This is a genomic window from Paraburkholderia sp. BL10I2N1 (genome assembly GCF_004361815.1).
Taxonomy (GTDB): domain Bacteria; phylum Pseudomonadota; class Gammaproteobacteria; order Burkholderiales; family Burkholderiaceae; genus Paraburkholderia.
The window spans coordinates 3,969,131-3,984,601 of record NZ_SNWA01000001.1 but is presented as its reverse complement, the minus strand read 5'-3'; the positions used below and the strand labels follow the sequence as shown (position 1 = coordinate 3,984,601).

Sequence of the window (15,471 nt, the reverse complement as noted above, 5' to 3'; positions counted from 1 at the left end):
TCCGCTTATTTTCCGAATTGTTCGCAAATTTCATTGACCGCGCGGCATACCCGTGCCACGTCACCTTCGTTCATCTGCGTGAAGAGCGGCAGCGTGACCGTGGTGGCGCCGAAGCGCTCCGCGTGAGGGAACATGCCTTCCTTGAAGCCCCGCGCGCGATACAGCGAGAACAGGTGGATTGCCGGGTAGTGCACCCCCGAGCCGATACCGCGTTCCTTCAACTGCGCCATGAAGCCGGCGCGATCCAGCGACAGCTTTTCGAGCGGCAGCGTGATCTGGAACATGTGCCAGTTGCTGTTCTCGAAGTCCGCGAGCGGCAGGCCGACGCCGAGTTTGACGGCCGCGCCGCCTTCGAAGCCTGAAAAGTAAGCGCGTGCAAGATTTTTGCGCTGCGCGATGAAGCGTTGCAGATGCGGCAGCTGGCCGAGGCCGACGCGTGCGGCCACGTCCGTCAGGTTGTACTTGCCGCCGAGCACGTCGCAGTCCATGCCGTCGAAGCCGGTGCGCGTGATGCCCTGCAGGCGGTACTTCTGGGCGAGGATCGCTTCGTCTTCGTTGTTGAGCACGAGTGCGCCGCCTTCGATTGACGTCAGGTTCTTGTTCGCATGAAAGCTGAATGAAACCATATCGCCGAGCTTGCCGATGCGCTCGCCTTTCCAGGTCGAGCCGAATGCCTGCGCGGCATCTTCGACGACACGCAGTTTATGTGCCTGGGCAATGTCGTACAGGCGGTCCATGTCGACCGGCAGGCCCGACAGATAAACCGGAATGATTGCTTTCGTGCGCGCTGTGATGGCCTTCTCGAGCAGGCCCAGATCCATGTTACGCGTCTTCGGATCGATGTCGACGAAGACCGGCGTCGCGCCCGTTTCGATGATCACGTTGCTCGTTGCGACCCACGAGGCCGGCGTCGTGATGACTTCGTCGCCTTCGCCCACGCCGGCGATTCGCAGACCGATTTCGAGCGTCGCCGTGCCGGAATTGAACGTGCGCACCGGTCGCCCGCCGCAGAATTCCGACAGCGCGGCCTCGAACTTCTGGTTCTGCGGACCGGTCGTGATCCAGCCGGAGCGCAGCACGTCGGCTACGCCCTGAATCGTCTCTTCATCGATTTCCGGACGGACAAACGGCAAAAACGGGACTGATGGCTGGCTCATGAATGCTGTGCTCGATAAAAAGGGTGCAATGTGCAAGTGTGCTCAAACAGGCCTTATGCGAACCTTAAGGCACGCTTAAGCGTCTGCCAAAGAACGGCTCGACGCGGCGATCGGCAACGGACCGTTGCGCTGACGGTTGCAGGGCGGCTTTATACCACCACCGCGGCTAGCTTCGTGCAAGCACGAAAACACCAACCAGGATAATGCCGATGCCAACGAGCTTCTGGACCGACAGCACCTCGCCGAACAGATACCAGGCCGCGAAGGCGTTGACGACGTAGCCGAGTGAGAGCATCGGATAGGCAATCGATACATCGACCCGCGACAACCCGATCACCCAGACGCCGACGCTCACGACATAGCAGGCGAGGCCGCCGATGATCGGCAACTGGGTTGCCAGCCTGAAGGCGATGGGCAGGATGTTCGCACGGGTGAATTCGAAGTGTCCAACGGCATTCGTGCCGGCTTTGAGCAGCAACTGCGCGCAGGCGTTCAGCGACACGCCTGCGAGGATGCAAAAGAGGGAAATGGGGTTCATCGGCGACGAGAGGTCCGTTGGTCCAGATATGGGGTTACTGTTGCGGTTTTTCCACGATCACGCGCCGCACATCGCGGGCGACGACCTGCATCGGCACGTTCCGGGCCGACAGTTCGTTAAAGCGCTGCGTCGGCATCAAGGCGAGCGCATAACGGTCGCTGTCCCACCGTTTGATCCATTCGTCGACGGTCGGCACCCATTTCTCCGGTTCCACCGACACACCGAATGTCAGTTCATCCGGCTGCGCGACCATGATCATCGTGTGGCCGATGTAGAACGGCATCGTGTGATCGAGCACCCCCACCGAGTAGAACGGCGTATCGGGCGGCAGCTTTGCCAGCGCAGCCTTGACGGCGGGCGCGAGCGGCGCGCCAGAGCTCAGGCGCCCGAACACGTCATGACCCGTGCCCGCGATGGTGGCAACCAGCAGCCACGCGGAGCCGAACGCCACGGTCGCGCCGACGATTCCGGTGCGGCTCTGCCGGTTGAGCCAGAGCGCGACGAGCGTGAGCAGGAACCCTGTGCCAAGCGCCGCGAATACCCAGACCTGATAGGCGCGATACAGCTCGTTCGGCGTTCGCGCGTTGCCCAGCCGGCCGAGGAAAATCGCACCAAACGCTGCGACGACGAAGAACACGGCATAGCCGGTCAGGTGGCGGCGCCACTGGTCGCGCGTCACGAGCGGCAGGTACATGCCGATGACGAGTGCGAGGGCCGGGGCGATCGGCAGCGTGTACGAGAGCAGCTTCGAATGCGATGCACTGAAGAACAGGAAGATGAACACCGCCCACACCAGCAGCAGGGTCACCGGCGAGAAGCCGTTCGGCTGGCGCGGCGTGCGCAGCGCGTGGCGGATGCTCTGAATGCTCACCGACAGCCACGGCAGAAACCCTACGAGAATCACCGGCACGAAGTAGTAGATGGGGCCGGGGCGATTCTGCTCGGGCGTCAGATAGCGCTGGAACTGCTGGACGATGAAGAAGAAATTCAGGAATTCCGGGTTGCGCTGCTGGACGAGAACGAACCAGGGCGTTGCAATCACGAAGAAGACAATCAGGCCGCTCACCAGATACAGGCGTTTCCAGACTGCCCAGTCGCGCGCGATGAACGTGTACAGCACGAGCACGGCGCCCGGCAGGATGATGCCGACCAGCCCCTTCGACAGCACGGCGAGCGCCATCGAACCCCAGCATAGCCACATCCAGAGCCGCACGTGGCTTGCCGGCAGGTTGGGGCGCTGCGCAAGCAGCAATGCACTGAGCGTCAACTCCATCCAGAACGACAGACCCATGTCGAGCGTGTTGAAGTGGCCCATCAGGTACCAGTACGGCGCAGTCGCGAGCACGAGCGCGGCGAACAGGCCCGTCGCCGCGTTGAACACGCGCGTGCCGGTGTAGCCGACGAGCAGCACGCCGGCGAAGCCCGTGAGCGCCGTGTAGAGCCGCGCCTGCCATTCGCCGATGCCGAACCAGGCGAACGTCAGCGCATTGGCCCAGGTCTGCAGCGGCGGCTTTTCGAAGTATTTGTAGCCGTTGTAGCGCGGCGTGATCCAGTCGCCCGTGACGAACATTTCGCGGGCCATTTCCGCATAGCGGCCCTCATCGCTCGGCAGCAGGTGGCGCCAGCCGAGCGGCACGAACCAGATGACAGCGAGCGCAACGACGAGCAGCAGGATCGCGGTGCGGTTGAGCGGTAGCCGGGACGGCGTATCGTTCATGGTTTTCAGCCTGTTTATCAATGCCGCGGGGCGGCGTCGTGGAAGGGTGAGCGACGACAGTGAGGCGGACATGCGCCGGGCCTCGGTCCATTGAGGCGCCGTGGCGCAGCGCTGCCTGTCGCGCAGCGTGTGGCAACGCCGTGACGCGGTGCCTGCGCCGCGCGTTCTAGCTTTCGATCAGCAACGCAGCCGCGACCTTGCGGCCTTCGGCCATCAGGATGTTGTAGGTCCGGCAGGCCGCCTTGAAGTCCATCGTCTCGACACCGATGCGGTGCTTCGCGAGCGCGGCGGTCAGGCGCGGGTGCGGAAAGCGCAGGCGTTCGCCGCTGCCGAACACGACGACTTCCGGTGCCGGTGCAATCAGCAGCTCGAAGTGTTCGGGGGTAAGCGATTCGAACGAAGAGACCGGCCAGGCGATGACGGGCGCGTCTGGAAGCACGAGGATGCTGCCCATATGGCGCTCGAGGTTGATTTCGACATAGTCGGCGCCGTAGCCGGTGACGGTGTTGAGGGCGCCGCTGGAATCCTGGTGTAGTTTCAAATTTGTGATCCGGGGTCGTCGTGAGGCATCGTGGCCATCGTGAATATCGGGTGGCGGGTGCTGCGCGCGAAGGGCGTCGTGCCGCTTCACAGCCAGCTCCTCACCAGGCGGCACGAAATGGACGAATTGGCCAAAATGGTTGGCCGACACGGTTGGTGCATTGCGGAAGTCGGCCAAAATCCGCTAAATTATAACTTTTTAGCCGCCCGGCGGCGCCCCCTTGCTTCGCGCGACGCCACAAGCTGCGCCGGAGAGGTTCGTCAGACGGCAAAAGACCGGCAAAATGACGACAGAAGGGCGCGACTCAGACAGGTCCCCCCACATGGACCGGCCGCTCCCGGGCCTGCTTCCCCGTCAAGAGGCTTTCGCAGACCTGTCCGTCCAGACTGGTCGGCCCCGGCCGGACTTCGCAGATTGAACATCGCAGGCTGATTTTTCCAGACTGACACCGACTGATTGACTAGGACCCCGTGCCCGCCGTGAAACCGATTCTGAAATCCAACAAGCTGTTGAATGTCTGCTACGACATCCGCGGGCCCGTTCTCGAACATGCGAAGCGCCTCGAAGAAGAAGGCCATCGCATCATCAAGCTGAATATCGGCAACCTGGCGCCGTTCGGTTTCGAAGCCCCGGACGAAATCATTCAGGACATGATCCTGAACCTGCCGGGCTCGTCGGGCTATTCCGACTCGAAAGGCGTGTTCGCGGCGCGCAAGGCGATCATGCACTACGCACAGCAGAAGAACGTGCAGGGCGTCGAACTCGACGACATCTTCATCGGCAACGGCGCCTCTGAACTGATCGTGATGGCGCTGCAGGGTCTCCTGAACGACGGCGATGAAGTGCTGCTGCCGGCGCCCGACTATCCGCTGTGGACCGCCGGCGTGAGCCTGTCGGGCGGAACGCCGGTGCACTACATCTGTGACGAATCGAACGGCTGGATGCCCGACCCGGACGATATCCGCGCGAAGATCACGCCGAACACGCGGGCGCTCGTCGTGATCAACCCGAACAACCCCACCGGTGCGCTGTATTCGAACGAACTGCTGCTCGAACTGATCCAGATCGCGCGCGAGCATGGCCTCGTGATCTTCGCCGACGAGGTCTACGACAAGATCATCTACGACGGCAAGCAGCACACCGCGATAGGCGCGCTGTCCGAAGACGTGCTCACGGTCACCTTCAACAGCCTGTCGAAGAGCTATCGTTCGTGCGGCTACCGCGCGGGCTGGATGTTCATTTCAGGCCTGACCGGCGAGAACCGCCGCCGCTCGAAAGACTACGTCGAAGGGCTCGGCATCCTCGCCTCGATGCGGCTGTGCCCGAACGTTCCGGGTCAGTACGCGATCCAGACGGCGCTCGGCGGCTACCAGAGCATCAACGATCTGATCGTGCCCACGGGGCGCCTGTACAGGCAGCGCGAACTGGCGTACGACATGCTGACGTCGATTCCCGGTGTAACCTGTGTGAAACCGCAGGCGGCGCTGTACATGTTCCCGCGTCTCGATCCGAAGATGTACCCGATCGAAAACGACCAGCAATTCATCCTCGATCTGCTGCTCGAAGAGCGTGTGCTGCTCGTCCAGGGCAGTGGCTTCAACTGGAAGACGCCGGATCATTTCCGCGTCGTCTTCTTGCCGAACGTCGACGATCTTGCCGATTCGATCAACCGGATCGCACGTTTCCTCGACGGTTATCGCAAGCGCCACGCGGCCTGACGCCTGAACTGACGTACCGGCCGCCCGCAACCTGTTTCCTTAATCTCTTACTCGAAAACACACGCTGCATGGAACCGATCAAAGTTGGACTGCTGGGCTTCGGCACGGTAGGCAGCGGCACCTTCACCGTACTGCGCCGCAATCAGGAAGAAATCAAACGCCGCGCGGGCCGCGGCATTGAAGTGGCGCGTATCGCCGTACGCAATCCCGCGAAGGCGAGCGCCGCGCTCGGCAGCGCAAGCGGCACCGTGCAGATTACGGACGACTTCGGCGCGGTGGTCGACGATCCGTCGATCGATATCGTTGCGGAAATGATCGGCGGCACGGGCATCGCGCGCGAACTGGTGCTGCGCGCGATCCGCAACCGCAAGCATGTCGTGACGGCGAACAAGGCGCTTCTCGCGGTGCACGGCACGGAGATCTTCGAGGCGGCGCGTGCGAACGGCGTGATGGTAGCGTTCGAAGCAGCGGTGGCGGGCGGTATTCCGATCATCAAGGCGCTGCGCGAAGGGCTCACGGCGAACCGCATCCAGTACATCGCGGGCATCATCAACGGCACGACGAATTACATCCTGTCGGAGATGCGCGACCGCGGTCTCGACTTCGCGACGGCGCTCAAGGCCGCGCAAGACCTGGGGTATGCGGAAGCCGATCCGACCTTCGATATCGAAGGCGTCGACGCTGCGCACAAGGCCACGATCATGAGTGCGATCGCGTTCGGCGTGCCGGTGCAGTTCGACCGCGCCTACGTCGAAGGCATCAGCAAGCTTGCCGCAATCGACATCCGTTACGCGGAAGAACTCGGCTATCGCATCAAGCTGCTCGGCATCGCGCGCCGCACGGATAGAGGTATCGAACTGCGCGTCCATCCGACGCTGATCCCGGAGAAGCGTCTGCTCGCGAACGTCGAAGGCGCGATGAACGCGGTCGTGGTGCACGGCGACGCGGTGGGTTCGACGTTGTATTACGGCAAGGGCGCGGGCGCGGAGCCGACGGCATCGGCCGTGATCGCCGATCTGGTCGACGTGACGCGTTTGCACACTGCGGATCCGGAGCATCGCGTGCCCCATCTGGCGTTCCAGCCGGACAGCCTGTCGAGCACGCCGATCCTGTCAATCGACGAAGTGACGAGCGGTTACTACCTGCGTCTGCGGGTCGCCGATGTGACCGGCGTGCTGGCCGACATCACGCGCATCCTCGCCGACACGGGTATTTCGATCGACGCGCTGCTGCAGAAGGAATCGGAGCAGGTCGATGCGAACGGCAAGGGCGAAACCGACATCATCCTGATCACGCACGAGACGGTCGAAAAGAACGTCAACACCGCGATCGCGAACATCGAAGCGCTGAAGACCGTCGTGTCGAAGGTGACGAAGCTGCGCATGGAAGCGCTGAACTAGGCCACACATATGAACTACATCTCCACGCGCGGCGCCGGGGCCGGCGAGCGCCACACTTTCTCAGCCATCCTGCTCGGCGGTCTGGCAAAAGACGGCGGCCTCTATCTGCCCGCGCACTACCCGCGCGTCACGGCGGACGAACTGGCCCGCTGGCGCGGGCTGTCGTACGCGGATCTCGCGTTCGAGATCCTGTCGAAGTTCAGCGACGACATCCCCGCTGAAGACCTGCGCACGCTGACGCGCCGCACCTATACGGCTGAGACCTACTGCAACGTCCGCGACGACGAAAGCGCCGCGCAGATCACGCCTTTGAAGACCCTGGGCGTCGAAAACGGCGCGCCGCTGTCGCTGCTCGAACTGTCGAACGGACCGACGCTCGCGTTCAAGGACATGGCGATGCAACTGATCGGCAACCTGTTCGAGTACGCGCTCGCCAGGCACGGTGAGACGCTGAACATCCTCGGCGCGACCTCGGGTGACACCGGCAGCGCGGCTGAATATGCGATGCGTGGCAAGAAGGGCATCAGCGTCTTCATGCTGTCGCCGCACGGGAAGATGAGCGCGTTCCAGACTGCGCAGATGTACAGCCTGCAGGACCCGAACATCTTCAATCTGGCGGTCGAAGGCGTGTTCGACGATTGCCAGGATATCGTCAAGGCGGTGTCGAACGATCACGCGTTCAAGGCAAAGCACCGGATCGGCACGGTCAACTCGATCAACTGGGCCCGGGTCGTCGCTCAGGTCGTGTACTACTTCAAGGGCTATTTCGCGGCGACGAAGTCAAACGACGAGCGTGTGTCGTTCACGGTGCCGTCCGGCAATTTCGGCAACGTCTGCGCAGGCCATATCGCGCGGATGATGGGTCTGCCGATCGAGAAACTCGTCGTCGCAACCAACGAGAACGATGTGCTCGACGAGTTCTTCCGCACGGGCATCTATCGTGTGCGCAAGGCTGCCGAGACGTATCACACCAGCAGCCCGAGCATGGACATCTCGAAGGCGTCGAATTTCGAGCGTTTCGTGTTCGACCTGTTGGGCCGTGATCCGGCGCGCGTACTGCAACTGTTCCGCGACGTCGAAGAGAAGGGCGGCTTCGATCTGGCGGCGAGCGGCGATTTCGCGCGGGTGCAGGAATTCGGTTTTGTGTCAGGGCACAGCAGCCATGCGGATCGCGTCGAGGCAATCCGCGACGTGTTCGAGCGCTACGATACGATGATCGATACGCATACCGCCGACGGGCTGAAGGTTGCGCGCGAGCATCTGCAACCGGGCATTCCGATGATCGTGCTGGAAACCGCGCAGCCGATCAAGTTTGGTGAAACGATCCGCGAAGCGCTGCTTCGCGAACCGGAGCGGCCGGCGGCGTTCTCCGGTCTCGAAGCGCTGCCGCAGCGATTCGAAGTGTTGCCGGCCGACGTCCAGCAGGTGAAGGACTTCGTCGCAGCACACACGTCGAACTGAGTGGGTGAATGAGTGAATGCCCGGCGCGCCGAGCGCGTGCCGGGCACCCACAAAAGGACGCTATCCGTCCAGCGTGCCCCGCCTGCGCTCTCTGACCGCTACAATATTCTTTTCGGTCCTGTGCGCCAGCCCATTCGATGTCCACGCCTCCATCTTCCGCGCCTCGCGCGCCGATGCTTTCGACCGCCGATGCGCTCGCCACGCTGCTTGGCGCGGCCCGTGCCGTCGAAGGCACGGAAACATTGCCTACCCTCGATGCGCTGAATCGCGTGCTGGCCGCCGATGTCGTGTCGCCGCTCGACGTGCCGCCAATGAATACCAGTTCGATGGATGGCTATGCGGTCCGCGTGGCTGACCTGTCACAAGGCGAGCGCCGTTTGCCGGTGTCCCAGCGCATTCCTGCCGGCCACGCGCCGCAGCCGCTTGCAGCGGGCACGGCGGCGCGCATTTTCACGGGGGCGACGGTGCCGCCCGGTGCAGATGCCATCGTCATGCAGGAGCAAACCGAAACGACCGGCGACGAAGTCGCGATTCTGCACACGCCGAAGGCCGGCGAATGGATCACACAACAGGGCGCGGACATCCGCAGCGGCTCCGTGATCCTGCCTTTGGGCACGCGGCTTACGCCGCAGGCACTGGGGTTGGCGGCATCGGTCGGGTGCGCGACGCTGACCGTCGCGCGGCGCGTGAAGGTCGCCGTTTTTTTCACCGGCGACGAGCTGACGATGCCAGGCGAGCCGCGCAAGCCGGGCGCCATCTACAACTCGAATCGCTTCACGCTGCGTGGCTTGCTCGCGAACCTGGGCTGCGAGGTATCGGACTTCGGCATCGTGCCCGACCGGCTCGACGCGACCCGCGCTACGCTGCGCGAGGCTGCGCAGGCACATGACCTGATCCTGACCTGCGGCGGCGTATCGGTGGGCGAGGAGGATCACGTGAAGCCGGCGGTCGAGGCGGAAGGCCGTCTGTCGATGTGGCAGATTGCGATGAAGCCGGGCAAGCCGCTTGCGTTCGGCGCGGTGCGTCGGTCGGGCGACGCCAACGCCACGGCGCAGGACGTGGGCGAAACCTTCTTCATCGGCTTGCCGGGCAATCCTGTGTCGAGTTTTGCGACCTTTCTGCTGTTCGTCCGTCCGTTCGTGCTTCGGCTAGCCGGCGTGCGCACCGTGACACCGCGCGCGCTGTCGCTGCGTGCCGACTTCTCGCAGTCGAAGGCCGATCGAAGGAATGAATTCCTGCGCGCGCGTGTCAATCCGGCGGGTGGCCTCGACCTGTTCCCGAACCAGAGTTCGGCGGTGCTGACCTCGACGGTGTGGGGCGATGGCCTGATCGACAATCCGCCAAACCATGCGATCAGCGCGGGCGAAACCGTGCGTTTCATCCCTTTTTCCGAATTGCTGAACTGACGTTGCCTGACGCGTCGCCGGACACTGAACATGAAGATCCAGCTGAAATATTTTGCGAGCGTCCGCGAGGCGCTTGGCGTGGCGGACGAATCAGTCGTGCTGCCGGACGGCATTGCGACGGTCGGCGATGTGCGTGCCTGGCTGCGCGTGCGCGGCGGCGCGTGGGCCGAAGCGCTGGCCGAAGGGCGCGCCCTGCGCATGGCGTGTAACCACCAGATGACCGACGCCGCCACGCGTGTTACCGACGGCTGCGAAGTCGCATTCTTTCCGCCCGTGACGGGCGGCTGAGAGACCGTCTGGGAGCTCACCGATGACCGTTCGCGTCCAGACCGAAGATTTCGACCTGACCACCGAAGTAGCCGCCATGCGCGCGCAGAATCCGAAGGTCGGCGCGGTGGCGTGCTTTGTCGGTACCGTGCGCGATCTGAACGACGGCAGCGCCGTCGAGACGATGGAACTCGAGCACTATCCGGGCATGACGGAGAAGGCGCTGGAGGCGATCGTCGAGACCGCGCGCAGCCGCTGGCCGGGCATCGATGTGCTGATCGTGCATCGGGTCGGCAAGCTCTGTCCGCTGGACCAGATCGTGCTGGTCGCCACGACCGCCGCGCATCGTGGCGATGCGTTTGCATCGTGCGAGTTCGTGATGGACTACCTGAAGACCCAGGCCCCGTTCTGGAAGAAAGAGAAGACCGACAGCGGGGAACGCTGGGTCGATGCGCGCGTCACCGATGACGTCGCGCTCGCCCGCTGGGGCGTCGATTCAGGCAACACGAAGGCTTGATCCGGCGTCTGTGGCGGCGAGAGGCAGCCCCGGGATGGGACGCCGGGCGATGCGGCTGACGGCGCACTCAATCTTCCTTGTTGCGCCCGATGATCTTCGTCGGGAACGGCTCGCCACGCGGCCGGGCGCTTTCGTGCGTGTTGTCGTCACGATTGTGCCGCCGTGGCGCGACGCGATCCAGCAGCGCCTGTTGTTCCGCCGGAATCGTGTAGTCCCAACCGAAGCGCGACAGCTGCAGGCTTTGTGCAATGCGCAACGCGGGCTCCATGAAACGGACTGCCGCGGCAGGTTCATAGCGCGACTCCACCGTATCCAGGAACAGATATAACCAGCGGCTGAAGTGCTGCGGTTCGATGCCCGGCAGCGGCTGATGCGCCTGCTGCACGTTGCCGCGATACTGTTTCGCGCCGAGCACGATGCTTCCCCAGAAGGTGCACATCTTCGGCAGATGCTCGTCCCAGCTTCCCGCGAGCGTGCGCTCGAAGACCGGCCCCAGCAGGGGATCGGCGCGCACGCGCTCATAGAACGCGTAGACCAGATCGCGGACGTTTTCTTCGGTCGGCTCAGGCTGGCGCGTGACGGCCGGCAACGGGGGAAAGGACGGATTCATAGAGTGAACACGGGTGAAAGGCGAAAATGGCAGAATTCAGCCGCACGGGCGCGCGCGGGACCGAGCACGACCCTGAAACCGGCAAAATGCCGGTCCGAGTTGGAGCACAGCGCAACCTGGCGCACACTAGGCGTTCTGCGTTCGGACATACGTGCATCCAGGCGGCATGTTATTGCGTAGAAACAGGATCGACAACCCTTGTGCCGACGCGGTCGTCATGCTGATTGCGCCTGCCGCTGAACGCGACCGGAATCCCATGAGACTCACCGACTATACCGATTACGCGTTGCGCGTGATGCTTTATCTGGCGGTCCGCCGTGAAGGACTCGCGACGATCCAGGACATCTCCGACGCTTACGGCATCTCGAAGAATCATCTGATGAAGGTGGTCCAGCGGCTTGGCGAACTCGGCTGGGTCGAGACAGTGCGCGGCCGTCATGGCGGTCTGCGGCTCGCAGGTCAATCGGGAGCGCTCACGGTTGGCCAGGTCGTGCGGGCGACCGAGGCCGACTTCGCTCTCGTCGGCTGTATTCCCGATGACACGGGTAGCCTTCGGCATTGCGTGATTCAATCGCAATGCCAGTTGAAGGGGGTGTTCGAAGCCGCACGCGAAGCGTTCATGGTGGAACTCGACCGGCATACGATCGGTGATCTGGCGCAGCCGGCCGCGCCGCTCGCCGCATTGCTGGGTTTGCGCACGGCAGTGCCGATCGTGCCCGTCGGGAAGTAAGCGGCGCCTGCCGGCTGGTGCGGGGGGCCGTGGTTTGTCGCGTCAGTTTGTCAAAAAACTCCCGTCCAATGCAAAAAGGCGCTTGAAACCCGCACAAAGTGCCCCATTTTGGTGATATTCGAAATTGGAGGTCTCTTAATGAGAATCGACAAACTTACCACCAAATTCCAGGAAGCATTGGCGGATGCGCAAAGCCTGGCTGTCGGCCACGACAATCAATACATCGAACCGGTCCATGTCCTTTCCGCGCTGGTCGCGCAGCAGGACGGCTCGGCCCGCTCGCTGCTCTCGCGTGCAGGCGTGCACGTGCAGCCACTGCAAACGGCGCTGAACGACGCGATCACGCGTCTGCCGCAGGTGCAGGGCACCGACGGCAATGTGCAGATCGGCCGCGAAACCACAGGCCTCCTCAACCAGGCCGACAAGGAAGCGCAGAAGCTCAACGACACCTTTATCGCCAGCGAAATGTTCCTGCTCGCCGTCGCCGACGACAAAGGCGAAGCGGGCCGGCTCGCTCGGCAGCACGGGCTGTCGCGCAAGTCGCTCGAAGCGGCGATCGCCGCGGTGCGTGGCGGCTCGCAGGTGCATAGCCAGGACGCGGAGAGCCAGCGCGAAGCCCTGAAGAAGTACACGGTCGACCTGACCGAGCGCGCCCGCGCGGGCAAGCTCGATCCGGTGATCGGCCGCGACGACGAAATTCGCCGCTCGATCCAGATCCTGCAACGGCGCACGAAGAACAACCCCGTGCTGATCGGCGAGCCGGGTGTGGGCAAGACGGCCATCGTCGAAGGGCTTGCGCAGCGTATCGTCAATGGCGAAGTGCCGGAGACGCTCAAGGGCAAGCGCGTGCTGTCGCTCGACATGGCTGCGCTACTCGCCGGCGCGAAGTATCGCGGCGAGTTCGAAGAGCGTCTGAAAGCCGTGCTGAACGACATCGCCAAAGACGAAGGCCAGACCATCGTCTTCATCGACGAAATCCATACGATGGTCGGCGCGGGCAAGGCCGAGGGCGCAATGGACGCGGGCAACATGCTGAAGCCGGCGCTCTCGCGTGGCGAGCTGCATTGCGTCGGCGCGACCACGCTCGACGAGTACCGCAAGTACATCGAGAAGGACGCAGCGCTCGAACGCCGGTTCCAGAAGGTGCTGGTCGACGAGCCGTCGGTCGAAGCGACGATCGCGATCCTGCGCGGCTTGCAGGAGAAGTACGAGCTGCACCACGGTGTCGATATCACCGACCCGGCGATCGTTGCCGCCGCGGAGCTGTCGCATCGCTATATCACCGACCGCTTTTTGCCGGACAAGGCGATCGACCTGATCGACGAAGCCGCTTCGAAGATCAAGATGGAAATCGATTCGAAGCCGGAAGAAATGGACCGGCTCGACCGTCGTTTGATCCAGCTCAAGATCGAACGCGAAGCCGTCAAAAAGGAAAAGGACGAAGCGTCGCAGAAGCGCCTGCAGTTGATCGAGGAAGAAATCGAGCGGCTCAACCGCGAATATTCGGACCTCGAAGAGATCTGGGTTGCTGAAAAGGCCGCGGTGCAGGGCAGTGCGCAGTTGAAGGAAGAGATCGAAAAGGTGCGTGCGGAGATTGTCCGGCAGCAACGCGAAGGCAAGCTCGAAAAGGTCGCGGAACTGCAGTATGGCAAGTTGCCACAACTCGAAGCGCAACTGAAACAGGTTACGCAGGCGGAGGCGCAGGAGCAGAACAATCCGACGCGCCGGCGCCTCTTGCGCACCCAGGTTGGTGCGGAGGAAATCGCGGAAGTCGTGTCACGGGCGACCGGCATTCCGGTCTCACGCATGATGCAGGGTGAGCGCGAAAAGCTGCTGCAGATCGAAGAGAAACTGCACGACCGTGTGGTCGGTCAGGACGAAGCGATCAGCGCGGTTGCCGATGCGATTCGTCGTTCGCGCGCGGGTCTCGCCGATCCGAACCGGCCATATGGATCGTTCCTGTTCCTCGGCCCGACAGGCGTCGGCAAGACCGAGTTGTGCAAGGCGCTGGCATCGTTCCTGTTCGATTCGGAAGATCATCTGATCCGCATCGACATGAGCGAATTCATGGAGAAGCACAGTGTCGCGCGTCTGATCGGCGCACCGCCGGGCTATGTCGGCTATGAGGAAGGCGGTTACCTGACTGAAGCGGTGCGTCGCAAGCCGTACAGTGTGATCCTGCTCGACGAAATCGAGAAGGCTCATCCGGATGTCTTCAACGTGCTGCTTCAGGTGCTCGACGACGGTCGCATGACCGATGGTCAGGGGCGTACCGTGGATTTCAAGAACACGGTGATCGTGATGACATCGAACCTCGGGTCGCAGGTGATCCAGTCGATGGTTGGAGAGCCGCAGGAAGCCGTGAAGGATGCGGTCTGGGAAGAAGTGAAACTTCATTTCCGGCCCGAGTTCCTCAACCGGATCGACGACGTCGTCGTGTTCCACGCGCTTGACCGGTCGAACATCCAGTCGATTGCGCGGATTCAGTTGCAGCGGTTGCACGAGCGGCTGGCTAAACTCGACATGCAACTGGTGGTGTCGGACGCCGCGCTGGAATTGATCGGCAAGGTCGGTTACGACCCTCTGTACGGCGCGCGGCCGTTGAAGCGTGCGATCCAGCAGGAGATCGAGAATCCGGTCGCGAAGTTGATTCTGGCGGGCAGGTTTGGTCCGAAGGACTTGATTCCTGTCGAGGTGGAAAACGACAAGCTCGTGTTCGAGCGGGTTGTGCACTAAGTGAAACAGGCGTGGGACGCAGCCCACGCCCGGTGTTTGACCTGGTTTAAAGGGCAGCGATGGGAGTCGTTGCCCTTTTTGTTTGGTGGGTGCTCAAAACAATCCAGGAGTATGCACAAATGACAGGATTCTGGCCCTAGGTTTTGCCGAATAAGGAAGTGAGGCCACCGAGTGCGCCGAGCACGGTTGTCGAGTTCAGCTGACCTTCCGCGGGAACCTCGCCATCCGGCGTCGCAGCATTGACCACGTGAGGCAGTACCTGCGACAGCAAGCCCGTCACCTGTTCCGGAGCGATACCGGCCTTCGAAGCGAAACTCGCGACGGCGTCCGAACCGAGCACGTTGTGCAACGTATCCGGCGAGATTGGCTGATTCTCACCGTTGCTGACCCACGAACTGATGATGTCGCCGGCGCCTTTGTCCTTGAACTGCTGGATCAGGCCGTTGAGGCCGCCCGGCTGGTTGTTCACGAATTCGAGTGCGGTCGCGATCAGCGCCTGCTGACCTCCGCCGCCTTCGGGTGATTTGTTGAGAAGGGAACCGATAGTGTCGAGTAAGCTCATGACGGTCTCTCTTGAATGCCGGCAAACGCGAAGCGCGCCGGCGGTGGAATACGCCGCGCCGAAGCGCGGCACCGGCTAGGGGGCAGTGGCGGGTGGCAAGGGTGCAGGGAG

At 62.8% G+C, this 15,471-nt stretch carries 14 protein-coding genes; 8 read left to right on the top strand and 6 right to left on the bottom strand.

Annotated elements, in window-relative coordinates:
* Nucleotides 1–5: 5 nt before the first annotated feature.
* The 4 genes from B0G77_RS18435 to B0G77_RS18420 form a co-directional block, all read right to left on the bottom strand.
* Nucleotides 6–1,157, bottom strand: a complete 1,152-nt coding sequence (locus B0G77_RS18435) for a DegT/DnrJ/EryC1/StrS aminotransferase family protein (protein WP_133663402.1) — start codon at nt 1,155–1,157, stop codon at nt 6–8.
* A 166-nt stretch (nt 1,158–1,323) separates the two neighbouring features.
* On the bottom strand, nt 1,324–1,695 hold the full coding sequence (locus B0G77_RS18430) for an SMR family transporter (protein WP_133663401.1): 372 nt from the start codon (nt 1,693–1,695) through the stop codon (nt 1,324–1,326).
* Between the two features lie 34 nt (nt 1,696–1,729).
* Nucleotides 1,730–3,412 carry a glycosyltransferase family 39 protein gene (locus B0G77_RS18425; RefSeq protein ID WP_133663400.1) on the bottom strand — a complete coding sequence of 561 codons (1,683 nt, stop codon included), beginning with the start codon at nt 3,410–3,412 and terminating at the stop codon, nt 1,730–1,732.
* Between the two features lie 166 nt (nt 3,413–3,578).
* Nucleotides 3,579–3,953, bottom strand: a complete 375-nt coding sequence (locus B0G77_RS18420; RefSeq protein ID WP_133664196.1) for an Mth938-like domain-containing protein — start codon at nt 3,951–3,953, stop codon at nt 3,579–3,581.
* 470 nt (nt 3,954–4,423) lie between these two features.
* On the opposite strand from B0G77_RS18420, the gene B0G77_RS18415 reads away from it, so the two are divergent.
* The 6 genes from B0G77_RS18415 (at nt 4,424) to B0G77_RS18390 (ending at nt 10,722) form a co-directional block, all read left to right on the top strand.
* On the top strand, nt 4,424–5,671 hold the full coding sequence (locus B0G77_RS18415) for a pyridoxal phosphate-dependent aminotransferase (protein WP_133663399.1): 1,248 nt from the start codon (nt 4,424–4,426) through the stop codon (nt 5,669–5,671).
* Nucleotides 5,672–5,739: 68 nt separating this feature from the next.
* Nucleotides 5,740–7,071, top strand: coding sequence for a homoserine dehydrogenase (locus tag B0G77_RS18410; protein WP_133663398.1), 1,332 nt, complete (start codon nt 5,740–5,742; stop codon nt 7,069–7,071).
* A gap of 9 nt (nt 7,072–7,080) precedes the next feature.
* A complete protein-coding gene (gene thrC / locus B0G77_RS18405; RefSeq protein WP_133663397.1) occupies nt 7,081–8,532 on the top strand; it encodes a threonine synthase in 1,452 nt (483 codons plus the stop codon).
* Nucleotides 8,533–8,705: 173 nt separating this feature from the next.
* Nucleotides 8,706–9,938, top strand: a complete 1,233-nt coding sequence (gene glp / locus B0G77_RS18400) for a gephyrin-like molybdotransferase Glp (protein ID WP_133663396.1) — start codon at nt 8,706–8,708, stop codon at nt 9,936–9,938.
* A gap of 30 nt (nt 9,939–9,968) precedes the next feature.
* Nucleotides 9,969–10,226 (top strand): molybdopterin converting factor subunit 1, encoded by a 258-nt coding sequence (gene moaD, locus B0G77_RS18395; RefSeq protein WP_133663395.1) that lies wholly within the window; start codon nt 9,969–9,971, stop codon nt 10,224–10,226.
* Between the two features lie 22 nt (nt 10,227–10,248).
* Nucleotides 10,249–10,722 carry a molybdenum cofactor biosynthesis protein MoaE gene (locus B0G77_RS18390; RefSeq protein WP_133663394.1) on the top strand — a complete coding sequence of 158 codons (474 nt, stop codon included), beginning with the start codon at nt 10,249–10,251 and terminating at the stop codon, nt 10,720–10,722.
* Between the two features lie 67 nt (nt 10,723–10,789).
* Here B0G77_RS18390 and B0G77_RS18385 read toward each other — a convergent pair whose 3' ends face one another.
* Complete coding sequence (locus B0G77_RS18385; RefSeq protein ID WP_133663393.1) at nt 10,790–11,332, bottom strand: group III truncated hemoglobin; 543 nt, start codon at nt 11,330–11,332, stop codon at nt 10,790–10,792.
* A 256-nt stretch (nt 11,333–11,588) separates the two neighbouring features.
* Here B0G77_RS18385 and B0G77_RS18380 point away from each other — a divergent pair, with 256 nt between their 5' ends.
* Both B0G77_RS18380 and clpB read left to right on the top strand, forming a co-directional pair.
* Complete coding sequence (locus B0G77_RS18380) at nt 11,589–12,062, top strand: Rrf2 family transcriptional regulator (protein WP_133663392.1); 474 nt, start codon at nt 11,589–11,591, stop codon at nt 12,060–12,062.
* 138 nt (nt 12,063–12,200) lie between these two features.
* Nucleotides 12,201–14,798: an ATP-dependent chaperone ClpB gene (gene clpB, locus B0G77_RS18375; protein ID WP_133663391.1), complete on the top strand. Its 2,598-nt coding sequence runs from the start codon at nt 12,201–12,203 to the stop codon at nt 14,796–14,798.
* A 136-nt stretch (nt 14,799–14,934) separates the two neighbouring features.
* Here clpB and B0G77_RS18370 read toward each other — a convergent pair whose 3' ends face one another.
* Nucleotides 14,935–15,360, bottom strand: coding sequence for a YidB family protein (locus tag B0G77_RS18370; RefSeq protein WP_133663390.1), 426 nt, complete (start codon nt 15,358–15,360; stop codon nt 14,935–14,937).
* Nucleotides 15,361–15,471 lie beyond the last annotated feature (111 nt).